This is a genomic window from Sphingobium lactosutens DS20 (assembly GCF_000445105.1).
Lineage (GTDB): Bacteria > Pseudomonadota > Alphaproteobacteria > Sphingomonadales > Sphingomonadaceae > Sphingobium > Sphingobium lactosutens.
The window spans coordinates 1-10,953 of record NZ_ATDP01000055.1 but is presented as its reverse complement, the minus strand read 5'-3'; the positions used below and the strand labels follow the sequence as shown (position 1 = coordinate 10,953).

At 62.2% G+C, this 10,953-nt stretch carries 12 protein-coding genes and 1 pseudogene; 6 read left to right on the top strand and 7 right to left on the bottom strand.

What is annotated here, in order from left to right:
• The first annotated feature begins 51 nt into the window (after window positions 1-51).
• The 3 genes from RLDS_RS31455 to RLDS_RS31445 are packed head-to-tail and all read left to right on the top strand — an operon-like array spanning window position 52 to window position 2,869.
• Window positions 52-1,173: an aminotransferase class I/II-fold pyridoxal phosphate-dependent enzyme gene (locus tag RLDS_RS31455; protein ID WP_031297335.1), complete on the top strand. Its 1,122-nt coding sequence runs from the start codon at window positions 52-54 to the stop codon at window positions 1,171-1,173.
• Complete coding sequence (locus RLDS_RS31450) at window positions 1,170-2,417, top strand: aminotransferase class V-fold PLP-dependent enzyme (RefSeq protein WP_021224484.1); 1,248 nt, start codon at window positions 1,170-1,172, stop codon at window positions 2,415-2,417. The genes RLDS_RS31455 and RLDS_RS31450 overlap by 4 nt, the downstream gene beginning before the upstream one ends.
• A gap of 20 nt (window positions 2,418-2,437) precedes the next feature.
• Window positions 2,438-2,869 (top strand): RidA family protein, encoded by a 432-nt coding sequence (locus RLDS_RS31445; RefSeq protein WP_021224483.1) that lies wholly within the window; start codon window positions 2,438-2,440, stop codon window positions 2,867-2,869.
• Between the two features lie 12 nt (window positions 2,870-2,881).
• On the opposite strand, the gene RLDS_RS31440 is transcribed toward RLDS_RS31445, so the two are convergent.
• The 6 genes from RLDS_RS31440 to RLDS_RS31415 form a co-directional block, all read right to left on the bottom strand.
• Window positions 2,882-3,271: a hypothetical protein gene (locus RLDS_RS31440; protein ID WP_021224482.1), complete on the bottom strand. Its 390-nt coding sequence runs from the start codon at window positions 3,269-3,271 to the stop codon at window positions 2,882-2,884.
• A gap of 69 nt (window positions 3,272-3,340) precedes the next feature.
• The gene (locus RLDS_RS31435; protein WP_021224481.1) at window positions 3,341-3,532 is read right to left on the bottom strand and encodes a Trm112 family protein; all 192 of its coding nucleotides are present in this window, start codon (window positions 3,530-3,532) and stop codon (window positions 3,341-3,343) included.
• Entirely contained in the window at window positions 3,529-4,143 is a 615-nt protein-coding gene (locus tag RLDS_RS31430) for an LON peptidase substrate-binding domain-containing protein (protein ID WP_021224480.1), read from the bottom strand. The genes RLDS_RS31435 and RLDS_RS31430 overlap by 4 nt, the downstream gene beginning before the upstream one ends.
• 5 nt (window positions 4,144-4,148) lie before the next feature.
• Entirely contained in the window at window positions 4,149-5,060 is a 912-nt protein-coding gene (locus RLDS_RS31425; protein WP_021224479.1) for a tetratricopeptide repeat protein, read from the bottom strand.
• A 93-nt stretch (window positions 5,061-5,153) separates the two neighbouring features.
• Window positions 5,154-6,002 carry a MipA/OmpV family protein gene (locus RLDS_RS31420; RefSeq protein WP_021224478.1) on the bottom strand — a complete coding sequence of 283 codons (849 nt, stop codon included), beginning with the start codon at window positions 6,000-6,002 and terminating at the stop codon, window positions 5,154-5,156.
• Window positions 6,003-6,107: 105 nt separating this feature from the next.
• Complete coding sequence (locus tag RLDS_RS31415; protein WP_001389365.1) at window positions 6,108-6,872, bottom strand: IS6-like element IS6100 family transposase; 765 nt, start codon at window positions 6,870-6,872, stop codon at window positions 6,108-6,110.
• A 357-nt stretch (window positions 6,873-7,229) separates the two neighbouring features.
• On the opposite strand from RLDS_RS31415, the pseudogene RLDS_RS57370 reads away from it, so the two are divergent.
• A pseudogene (locus tag RLDS_RS57370) lies at window positions 7,230-7,840 on the top strand (LysE family translocator).
• A 143-nt stretch (window positions 7,841-7,983) separates the two neighbouring features.
• On the opposite strand, the gene RLDS_RS31405 reads toward RLDS_RS57370, so the two are convergent.
• Window positions 7,984-8,868: a LysR substrate-binding domain-containing protein gene (locus RLDS_RS31405; RefSeq protein ID WP_021224465.1), complete on the bottom strand. Its 885-nt coding sequence runs from the start codon at window positions 8,866-8,868 to the stop codon at window positions 7,984-7,986.
• A gap of 168 nt (window positions 8,869-9,036) precedes the next feature.
• On the opposite strand from RLDS_RS31405, the gene RLDS_RS31400 reads away from it, so the two are divergent.
• Together RLDS_RS31400 and RLDS_RS31395 are read left to right on the top strand one after the other, a co-directional pair.
• Window positions 9,037-9,819, top strand: coding sequence for a chlorocatechol 1,2-dioxygenase (locus RLDS_RS31400; protein WP_011489353.1), 783 nt, complete (start codon window positions 9,037-9,039; stop codon window positions 9,817-9,819).
• Window positions 9,816-10,928, top strand: coding sequence for a muconate cycloisomerase family protein (locus RLDS_RS31395; protein ID WP_011489354.1), 1,113 nt, complete (start codon window positions 9,816-9,818; stop codon window positions 10,926-10,928). Before RLDS_RS31400 ends, RLDS_RS31395 begins: the two co-directional genes overlap by 4 nt.
• Window positions 10,929-10,953: the final 25 nt, after the last annotated feature.

Sequence of the window (10,953 nt, the reverse complement as noted above, 5' to 3'; positions counted from 1 at the left end):
CCGGTCCAGCGATGGATCGGCCCTTTTGCTTTTGGCCATTGAAAGGTGCCCATGTCCCTGTCCCGACGAATGATGATGCGCGGCGCCGTGGCGGCGGCGGGCGCCATGTCCGCTGCGCCCGCTATCGCGCAACGCGGCCGCGCGGTTGCGCTGCCCGACGATCCGGCCGGCATGATCGCCACGCTGACCGATGGCGTCTATATCAACAGCAACGAACATCCTGTGGGTCCCAGCCCCGCCGCGCTGGCGGCGCTGGCCGGATTGCCGCCGCTGTCCGGGCGCTATGGCATGGCCTTTGCCGGCAAGCTGGAAAGCCTGTTCGCCCGGCAAAATGGCCTCGCCGCCGATCAGGTTCAGGTCCACCCAGGGTCCTTCATGCCGCTGCGGTCGGTCGCACTGAGCTACAGCTCGCCTGAACGACCCATCGCCTATTTCGAACCGACATTCGATCAGGGATTTCTCGGCCTTGGCAATGAAAGCGTGACGCGATCGGTCGCGGTGCCGCTGTCGGGCGAATTCAAGGCCGACCTCAAGGCATTGCTGACCGCCGCACCCGGTGCAGGCGTTTATTATCTGTGCAATCCCAATAACCCGACCGGCCTGCCGGTGGCGCGCGCGGACATCGAATGGCTGCTCGCCAACAAGCCAAAGGGCAGCATCCTCTTGGTAGACGAAGCCTATATCCAGTTCAGCGACGCGCAAAGCTGCCTTGACCTGGTGGCATCGGGCGCGGACTTGCTGGTGACGCGCACCTTTTCCAAAATTTATGGCCTTGCAGGCCTGCGCTGCGGCCTGATCGCCGGGCGCAAGGATTTGCTGGACGGAATGGCGCGCCATGGCGTCAATATCACCCCCATGCCCGCCATCATTGCAGCCGAAGCCAGCCTGCTCGACGCCGATCTGGTGCCCATGCGCAAGGCGCAGAACAAGGCCGTGCGCGACGACCTGATTGCCTGGTGCGCGGCCCAGGGCCTGCGCACCTTGCCCAGCGAAGCGAGCTTTCTGATGATCCATATCGGTCGACCGGGGGCCGATGTGACGGCCGCTCTGGCGCGCGATCGCATCTTCATCGGCGGGCCGCGCAAGCATATGGACGACTGGGTGCGCGTATCCATCGGTACGGCAGCGGAGATGCAGGCGTTCAAGACCGCCCTGCTCAAAGTCCTGGCGTGACGCTGTCCCGGCGGCAGGCGATCGGCGCTGCGCTCGTGGCGCCGGTAGCGGTCAGGGCAGCCGCCGCCAGTCCCCCCGCCCTGCCCGACAAGTCCAGTTTCGCGCCGACCCCTGTTGCCTATCTGGACAGCGCGTCGATCCACCCGATGAGCCTTGGCGCGCGGCGCGCGATGGATGCCTATGCCGCGGGCCGCACGCTTGATCCTGCCGCGCCGCCGCCCGTGGATCGCGCCGCCACGATTGCCAGCTTCGCGCGGCTGGTCAACGCCGATCCCGATGAAGTGACGTGGGTGCAATCGACCATCACAGGTGAACAGGCCGTGCTGCGCGCGCTGGGGTTTCCCGGCGCTGGCGGCCGCATCGTCACCGACACGCTGCATTTCTACGCCGCCTTCCCCATGTATCAGGAATTGGCCAGACAAGGCGTCGACGTAACCTGGGTTCGGGCGCGCGACGGGCGCATCTTGCTGGAGGACATGGCCCGCGCGATCACGCCTGGCACCAGGCTGGTCAGCCTCTCGCTCGTGTCGACCTATAACGGGTTCCAGCATGATCTGAAGGCGGTCTGCGCTCTCGCACATGCGGTCGGGGCGCTGGTCTATGCCGACATCATCCATGCCGCCGGCGCGGTGCCGGTCGACCTGCACGACAGCGGCGTCGATTTCGCCGCCTGCGCCACCTATAAGTGGCTGATGGGCGATTTTGGCCTGGGCTTTCTCTATGCCCGGCGCGGCGTTCTGGATGACCTTCGCTTGGCGGACTTTGGCTATTATGGCTTTGCCGCGCCCGGCGCTGCGCCGGGGATCGGCCTGTCGCCGCCACAAACCCATGTCTATCCCATGGACCCGCCGGGGCCAGCCCCCACCAGCTATGTCCACCGGACCGGCGCGCTCGGCCATTTCGGCACTGGCACCTATGCGCAGGCCGTCATTCCCGCGATCGACCATGGCCTTGATTATATCGCGACCATCGGCGTCCCGGCGATCCAGGCCCATGCGCAGCAGATGATCGGCGCGTTGCGGGAAGGGCTGACAGCCAAAGGCTATCGCCTCATCACGCCGGCCGACGCGCGCACGCCTCTGCTCACCGCCCTTCTGCCCGACGCTCGGGAGAGGCTGGCCGCTCCCCTGACGCGCGCGCAGGTGCGCCTATCGCTGCACGACCATCATTTTCGGATCGCCCCATCGGTCTTTACCGACATGCGCGATGTCGAGCGGCTGCTCGGCGCCCTGCCCCGCGCCTGACCCCTGAAGGAAAGATCACCATGAAAACTGCCATGACCGCTCTTCTGCTGTTCACCGCTGCGCCGGCCTTGGCCCAGCCCGCCGCCGCCCCACCGCCTATGCCGGCGCAATTGCCATTTTCGCCTGCCGTGCCCGCGGGCGGCCTTCTTTTCCTGTCCGGCCAGATCGGTCAGGTGCCTGAAGGCATGGATCGGCATACCGACGGATTCGATGCCGCCGTCAAAGGCGCGATGGACGCGATCGGCGCGATCCTGACATCGAACGGGCTGGATTATGGCGACGTCGTCAAATGCACGGTGATGCTGGCCGACATGACGGACTGGCCACGGTTCAACGCGGCCTATCCGCCCTATTTCAAGGGCAAGCGCCTGCCCGCCCGCAGCGCCTTCGGCGCGAATGGCCTGGCGCTGGGAGCGCCGCTCGAAGTCGAATGTATCGCCGCGCTGCGATGAGGTAGCGCTGTCTTAAATCTGTCGTTCCGCATCGAAAGGCGGCACGATGCGGCAATGATAGGCGCGCTTCTCGTCGATCAGGCCCGTGTGCAGTTCGGTCGACAGCACCAGCGTCGCACGGTCCAACTGCTCCACCCGGCGCAGGTCGCTCAGCAGCCCGCCGCCCTGCTTGACCAATGTGATCGTCGCATCGTCCTGCGCGACGATCTTGCTCCATTCGCGCCCGGCTTCGCGCCAGCGACCCGCCGTGAAATCAATCACGATATCGCGAACGGAGCTTTCATCGGCGCAGGTCAATCCCCGGGTTTCCACCAGAGGGACCGGGTTGGCGGCTGGCGGAGCAGCCGTTGCGGCCGCGACGCGCGGGGTCGCCAGACCAAGAAGGGCCAATTGCAAGAACATCGGGATCACCCTAACAGCTGTGACGGCTCGGCGCGAGGCACCTCCTAACAGCGGCTGCTTAACCGCGCCTTACAGCGCAGACGCTTCCCGCGCCACCAGCACCGGCACGCCATCGCGCACGGGAAAGGCGAGCATGGCCGCGTCTGACACGAGAGCCTGCCTCCCGCCATCCCAGCGCAGTGGCGTGCGTGTCACCGGGCAGACCAGCTTGCCCAGCAGCCATGGGTCTATTGGCGGGGCCTCATCGGTCGCATCGTTCATTGCAACGTCGCGCCGCCGTCGCGCTCGATCCGCCCGATGATCTGCATCAGCTGAATGATCCGTTCCGATCGTTCGGACAGGCTGTCGGCTTCCAGCAGCGTCTGTTTGGATGCAGGATCAAAGGGCGCGATCTGGGCGATGCCATTCACCAGAGCGACGTCATCCAGCCGCGACACCGCCGTCCAGTCGACGACATAGCCCAGCATGTCGGCAAAACGCCGCGATTCCTGCTCCAGCGCCGCGCGCTCCACGGCCGACAGCACTTCGTCCTCGTCCGGCGCCTGCTCTATCTCCGCCTCGATCTGGCGGAATTGCGTCGCGACCGGCAACTCGCGCAGAACCCGGAAGCGCGCAAGTCCCGTCAGGATGATGTTGAAGCGGCCATCCTCCAGCGCCTCGATATGGCTCACATGCCCCAGGCACCCGACATCATAGAGCGTCGGCACCGGGCCTTCGCCGCGCGGCTGGATCATGCCGATCCGGCGATCGCGCGCCATCGCGTCGTGGATAAGGGCGCGATAGCGCGGCTCGAAAATGTGCAGCGGCAAGTCCATGCCCGGCAGCAGCAAAGCCCCGGACAAGGGAAAGATGGAGACGCGCGTCGCCGCCATCGCCGTTACGCGAACAATATCTGCGACAGCTTGCGCCGTTGCGCCGCCACCCAGGGATCTTCCAGGCCCACCGCCTCGAAAATCTTGACCAGTTGCGCGCGCGCCGCGCCATCGTTCCAGGCGCGGTCGCGTCGGACGCTTTCCAGAAGCATGTCGGCCGCGCCGTCACGGTCGCCATTGCCCATCAGGCCCGCGGCAAGATCGAACCGCGCCTGATGATCGTCGGGATCGGCCGCGACTTTGGCTTCCAGATCCGACAGATCAGCCATCGGTCGCGCTTCGCGCTTCAGCGCGATCGCCGCGCGGGCCTGATCGATGGCCGGATGCTTCGCCACGTCCGGCGACAGGCTGGCGATCAGCGCTTCGGCTTCGTCCAACTGGCCAAGCGCGATCAGGGCGCGCGCCTGGCCGCTGATGACCTCGGCATTGTCCGGGTCCATCTCCGCGATCTGGGAAAAGATCGACAGGGCGCGCTCATGTTCGCCGCCCGCGAGCATCTCCTCACCCATGGCGATCAACGGTGCTACTTCCTGTTGCAGCGCCTTTTCATCGGATTCGATCGGCAGCTGGGCCAGCAACTGGTCGAGATATTGCTTGAACTGTCCTTCTGTCCGCGCCTGCGACAGATCGGCTACTGGCTGACCCTGAAACACGGCGTAGACCGTGGGTATGGACTGCACGCGAAACTGGCTTGCGATAAAGCCATTTTCATCGACATTGACCTTGACCAGCTTGACGCCCTTGGCGGCATAGTCGGCGCAGACCTTTTCGATGACCGGGGTCAGCTGCTTGCACGGTCCGCACCATTCCGCCCAGAAATCGACAATGACCAGGCTGGTGCGCGAAGGATCGACGACATCGCGGCGAAACGCCTCAACCGCCGCCTTTTCGGTGTCGCTCAGTCCCAGGGTCGCCACGTCGTCATCTCCTGCCAATTTGGTCCGTCAAGGCCGCTGCCTTACAGCGCCTTATGTGGGGCGTCACCCCCAAGGAACAAGGCAGAATGGCGCTTAGAAGGTGTAGCCGACCCCGACTGCGCCGATCCACTGATTCTTCGACCCTGCAATCGCGACCACCGGCGAGTCCGCATAATCGCCAAGCATGCGCGAATAGCCGCCAAGCGCAAAGAGCGTCCAGCCCCGCCGGATGTCACCCGACAGGGAATAGCCGCCGGTCAGGTTGAGGTTGATCTTGCGAAAGCCCGACCCGTCGCCGGCGCGATCATAGGCCGGCAGCCCGCTCGCCACCGCCTGATCGGGCGTCACGTCGAAATAATAGCGGCCATATTTCTTGCCGACATAATCGGCCGACACGCCCAGACCGACAAAGCTGCGGATCGACAGGGGGGTGAAATATTCGATCGCAGGCGTCACGATCATGCTGTCATGCGCGCCGGCCACATCCTTGGTGATGGTGACGCGCGCCGACAAATTGTCATAGGCGCTGGTGATGACGCCGGTCTTGCCGATGCCGACGAAACCGCCCACCTCGATCGCGGTGTCGAGCTTGCCCAGCGCGGCGACCGCGTCGTCCTTGGTGCGCTTGCGGCTGGTGCGATCGAACCGTGCGCCGACCACGGGGCCAAGCTGCACATCGATGCCGTCGTCGCTGCGATTGGGGATGACATCGACGAACAGGGCCGGCCCGCGCGTCCAGAACGCGAAATCATGCACCTTGCCGCGCAGCTGCGGCACGGGAATGACGCGATAATCGTCGGACCCTTCATAGCTTGGTATCACGGCGGCGCCGACGCCGACCGTGAGGTTGCTGTGATCCTCCACCTCCTGCGCCTGGGCGGATGCCGCAAAGGACAGGGACGCGACAAAAGTCGCGGCCACAAGGCTACGGATGGATGGCATGAAGACCCCTGTTTCCAATATTACTTCAAGAGGCAGAATGTTTCGGAGGGGGGCTCTGTTGCAAAGATTGGCGGCAGTCAGAGGTAGGCTGTCGCTCTGCGCCGATCAGGCGGCTGCTGCGAAATGGTGGTTGAGCATGCCCATGGCCTCCGTCAGCGCCGAGGGCCCAATGCCAAAAGCTCTCTCCACAAGGCGCACCTCGCCCCTGATGCCGGGCTGCAGGCACCAGGGGCGAGCCTGTCCTTTGCGCAGGGCTCGCATGACTTCGAATCCCTTGATCGTGGCATAGGCCGTGGGGATCGATTTGAAACCGCGCACCGGCTTGATCAGTATCTTGAGCTTTCCGTGATCGGCCTCGATCACGTTATTGAGATACTTCACCTGCCGGTGGGCCGTCTCCCGGTCCAGCTTTCCTTCGCGCTTCAATTCGGTGATCGCTGCACCATAGCTCGGCGCTTTGTCGGTATTGAGCGTGGCAGGCTTTTCCCAGTGCTTCAGGCCTCGCAGGGCCTTGCCCAGGAACCGCTTCGCTGCCTTGGCGCTGCGGGTCGGCGACAGGTAGAAATCGATCGTGTCGCCCCGCTTGTCGACTGCCCGGTACAGGTAGGTCCACTTGCCCCGCACCTTGACGTAGGTTTCATCCAGGCGCCAGCTCGGATCAAAGCCACGCCGCCAGAACCAGCGCAGCCGCTTCTCCATCTCCGGGGCGTAGCACTGGACCCAGCGATAGATCGTCGTATGGTCGACCGAAATGCCGCGTTCCGCCAGCATTTCCTCAAGGTCGCGATAGCTGATCGGATAGCGACAATACCAGCGCACCGCCCACAGGATCACATCACCCTGGAAATGGCGCCACTTGAAATCCGTCATCGTTCCGTCCGTCCAATCTCCGCCAAGCATGCTCAAGCTTCACGATTTTTGCAACAGAGCCCCCCTTTGTGCAGGAGGACGCGCCGGCTACGCTGCTCACGCTACCGCGATGCGTTTTCGAGTGAACGTGCCACGCGGTTGACTGCGCCGTGGGTTAGATGCGACTCGACCATCGCACGGCTGAATTCTCCAAGTGGGCGGCAGCCTCGAAACAGCGTAGCACCCGCTAGGAAGGCTGACGCGTACCGGAAGATGTCGAATTCAGTTCTCCATTATTGGCCGGAAAGATCGATATTCCTTCACGTTGATTTTGAATATCATCTGCCTTAATTTCATTGTTTCCGACCGGATACGCCAATGACCGAATTAATAGCTGTCGTCACAATCACCTTGCTGGCCGTCATCAGCCCTGGGCCGGACTTTGCAACGGTTACGCGCAATAGCTTGATGCTGTCGCGCCGCGCGGGCGTGCTGACCGCATTGGGCATAGGCTTAGGCATACTGGTACATATCACCTATACGTTGATCGGCGTGGGCCTGCTAATCCAGCAATCGCTTTGGTTGTTTAACACCATCAACTGGTCGGTGCTGCCTATCTAATTTATCTCGGCATAAAAATGCTGTGCACGAAAGCTGGCGGCGCACTGACCGAAAAGCGTATGGCACCGCTCTCGGATGGCGCTGCGCTGCGTACCGGTTTCCTGACCAATACGCTGAACCCCAAAGCCACGGTATTCATCGTCAGCCTGTTTATGCAGGTGGTGCGGCCCGACACTCCGCTGGCAGTGCAGATTGGCTATGGCGCTTTCATCGCTGCGGCGCACATGGGCTGGTTTAGCCTGGTGGCCTTATGCTTCTCTGCCGGTGCCGTGCGCGATCGTCTGCTGGCTTTCCGCCATTGGATCGACCGTGCCTTCGGCGGGCGGCTGGTCGGCTTCGGAGTACTGATAGCGGTGGCCCGGCGCTGATTGCGTCGGGCATTGCCCTCGCTGCGCGTGCCTTCCTTTTAGCGTGAGCCATGTCGCAGTAAGAGTTGGAGTACAGCGATTGATGCCCGCTTTACGGCCAGTGTTATGCCGAATTGCGGGGTCGACAACCTAACGATTGGCATCTATTGCGATTCTCGAATAGGTAGCAAGTTCAAGAATGTTTTCAGAATCGGCGCAATGTGATCGTGACGGTAGATACAACTGACCGGTACAGTGGCCTTGGAGCCCACGAGTTCAGTGAAGCCGAAGTCAGGCCACGAAATCATGGCTACTGTCTCGGGAACAATTGTCACGCCGACGCCGGCCAACGCCAGAGCCATGGCTGCATTGACGTCTTCAACTATGGCGACAACCTTTGGCTCCACTCGCGCGTTTTTGAATACGCCGATGACTTCGGCTGCGAAACTGGGGCGTCCTTCTCGCGGGAACAGGATCAAGGGCTCGTTACGAAGCGCGCTGCAATGAACTTGCTCACCAAACGAGCGAGCGCGCGACTTTTGCGCACCCAGAAATAGCCTCTCATTGGTTACGTTTCGGACAACTACACCCTCCTGATAGGGGTAGAAACGCCCGAACCCGATATCGATGGTGCCAGCGTCCAGCGCTTCAATCTGGCGGTTCTTGCTCATCTGCGTCAAGGACACAGTTGCCGAGGGAGCAACCGACAAGAGTTGCCGCAGCAGCAGCGGTAGCGTATGCAAAACGACGGTTCCGAAATAGGCGACGCGCAATTCCCCGATTTCACCGCGCGATGCTGCACGTGATCTCACCCTTGAGATCTCGGTAACGTGCAGTAGGCGCCTGGCATCCTCTAAAAATGTTGTACCCGCTGCCGTCAATTCGACGCCGCGGTGCGTGCGTTCAAACAGCACCACGCCGAGATCCTGTTCCAGGGCCTGTATTTGGCGGGTAATGGGCGGCTGGGAAATATGCAGGCGTCTTGCCGCAGCACCGATATTTCCCTCTTCTGCGACCGCGATGAAATAGCGAAGCTGCCGAAATTCCATTTAAGACCTCTGGTTTTCCCTAGGGGTGAACACCGCTAAGCCATACCGATCCCGTATTGCAAAGGCTAAAAAAAGTATTGGACCGCATGACACGCGAATCTTAGCATTCATGTTTGAAGCACCAACTCATCGGTGTTTCAACCATGAGATCTTGAAAGGAGACGAGTCATGGATAAACGAGTTGCCGAGGTCGCAGGCGCGATCGTCGAGGCAGTACGCAAAATTTTGCTGGACAAGCGCGTCACGGAAGCCGAATACCGCGCGGGTGTCGACTATCTCACCGAGGTCGCACAGACGCGGGAAACCGCGCTGCTTCTGGACGTTTTCCTGAACAGCACCATCATCGAAGGCAAGGCGCAGCGCTCGCGGACCTCTGCGCCTGCGATCCAGGGGCCGTACTTCCTGGAAGGTGCTCCTGTAGTTGAAGGCGTCCTCAAGACCTACGATACCGACGACCACAAACCGCTGATCATTCGCGGTACGGTGCGCTCGGACACGGGCGAGTTGCTCGCTGGCGCTGTCATCGACGTGTGGCACTCGACGCCTGATGGCTTGTACAGCGGGATCCACGACAACATCCCCGTGGACTACTACCGCGGAAAACTCGTGACGGATTCCCAGGGCAACTATCGCGTGCGCACCACGATGCCAGTGCCATACCAGATCCCCTACGAGGGGCCGACTGGGCGTCTGCTGGGCCACCTGGGCAGCCATACCTGGCGTCCGGCGCACGTGCACTTCAAGGTGCGCAAGGACGGTTTCGAACCGTTGACCACGCAATACTACTTCGAAGGGGGCAAATGGGTGGACGATGACTGCTGTCACGGCGTCACCCCCGACCTGATTACGCCCGAGACGATCGAGGACGGGGTGCGGGTCATGACCCTGGACTTCGTAATCGAGCGTGAGCAGGCCGAGCAACGCAAGTCGGCTACGGAGACAGTGGCATGAAGATCGAAGCGATCGATGTGACGCTGGTGGACGTCCCAGCTTCGCGTCCCATCCAGATGTCGTTTACCACGGTGCAGAAGCAGAGCTATGCGATCGTGCAGATCCGTGCGGGCGGGCTTGTCGGCATCGGCGAGGGCAGCAGCGTAGGTGGGCCGACTTGGAGTTCCGAATGCGCTGAAACCATCAAGGTCATCATCGAAACGTACTTGGCGCCGCTCCTGATCGGCAAGGACGCGACAAATCTGCGAGAGCTCCAGCACTTAATGGAGCGCGCCGTAACCGGAAACTATTCGGCCAAGGCGGCCATCGACGTTGCGCTGCATGATCTGAAGGCACGCTCTCTGAACCTGCCGCTGAGCGATTTGATCGGCGGCGCGATCCAGCAGGGCATCCCCATTGCCTGGACCCTGGCGAGCGGCGACACGCAGCGGGACATCGCAATCGCCGAGGAAATGATCGAGCGGCGCCGGCACAACCGGTTCAAGATCAAGCTTGGCGTGCGCTCCCCGGCAGATGATTTGCGCCATATCGAGAAGATTATCGAGCGCGTCGGTGACCGTGCTGCGGTGCGGGTCGATATCAACCAGGCCTGGGATGAGAACACGGCATCGGTGTGGATTCCGCGCCTGGAGGCGGCCGGTGTCGAACTGGTCGAACAGCCGGTGGCACGCAGCAACTTCGATGCGCTTCGGCGCCTGTCGGCCGACAACGGGGTGGCCATCCTGGCCGATGAAAGCCTGAGCTCGCTGGCGTCCGCCTTCGAACTGGCGCGCCATCATTGCGTCGACGCCTTCTCGCTGAAGCTGTGCAACATGGGCGGGGTGGCAAATACCCTCAAGGTCGCTGCGATCGCGGAAGCCTCGGGCATTGCGTCCTATGGGGGCACCATGTTGGATTCATCAATCGGCACCGCTGCTGCTCTCCATGTGTATGCCACATTGCCGACGATGCCCTTCGGATGTGAACTGCTAGGGCCCTGGGTGTTAGCCGACACGCTTACGCAGACCCAACTCGAGATCAAGGACTTCGAGATTCGGTTGCCCTCGGGTCCTGGGTTGGGTGTTGATATCGATCCGGACAAGCTGCGCCACTTCACCCGCGCGGGTTGATTGAAGTCAGTTAGGGGAAAATCAC

What these genes read in the sequence shown, in the direction of transcription:
- RLDS_RS31455 (WP_031297335.1), top strand. Translation starts at nt 52, where the DNA reads ATGTCCCTGTCCCGACGAATGATGATGCGCGGCGCCGTGGCGGCGGCG.
- RLDS_RS31445 (WP_021224483.1), top strand. Translation starts at nt 2,438, where the DNA reads ATGAAAACTGCCATGACCGCTCTTCTGCTGTTCACCGCTGCGCCGGCC.
- RLDS_RS31440 (WP_021224482.1), bottom strand. Translation starts at nt 3,271, where the DNA reads ATGTTCTTGCAATTGGCCCTTCTTGGTCTGGCGACCCCGCGCGTCGCG.
- RLDS_RS31435 (WP_021224481.1), bottom strand. Translation starts at nt 3,532, where the DNA reads ATGAACGATGCGACCGATGAGGCCCCGCCAATAGACCCATGGCTGCTG.
- RLDS_RS31430 (WP_021224480.1), bottom strand. Translation starts at nt 4,143, where the DNA reads ATGGCGGCGACGCGCGTCTCCATCTTTCCCTTGTCCGGGGCTTTGCTG.
- RLDS_RS31420 (WP_021224478.1), bottom strand. Translation starts at nt 6,002, where the DNA reads ATGCCATCCATCCGTAGCCTTGTGGCCGCGACTTTTGTCGCGTCCCTG.
- RLDS_RS31415 (WP_001389365.1), bottom strand. Translation starts at nt 6,872, where the DNA reads ATGACGGATTTCAAGTGGCGCCATTTCCAGGGTGATGTGATCCTGTGG.
- RLDS_RS31405 (WP_021224465.1), bottom strand. Translation starts at nt 8,868, where the DNA reads ATGGAATTTCGGCAGCTTCGCTATTTCATCGCGGTCGCAGAAGAGGGA.
- RLDS_RS31400 (WP_011489353.1), top strand. Translation starts at nt 9,037, where the DNA reads ATGGATAAACGAGTTGCCGAGGTCGCAGGCGCGATCGTCGAGGCAGTA.
- RLDS_RS31395 (WP_011489354.1), top strand. Translation starts at nt 9,816, where the DNA reads ATGAAGATCGAAGCGATCGATGTGACGCTGGTGGACGTCCCAGCTTCG.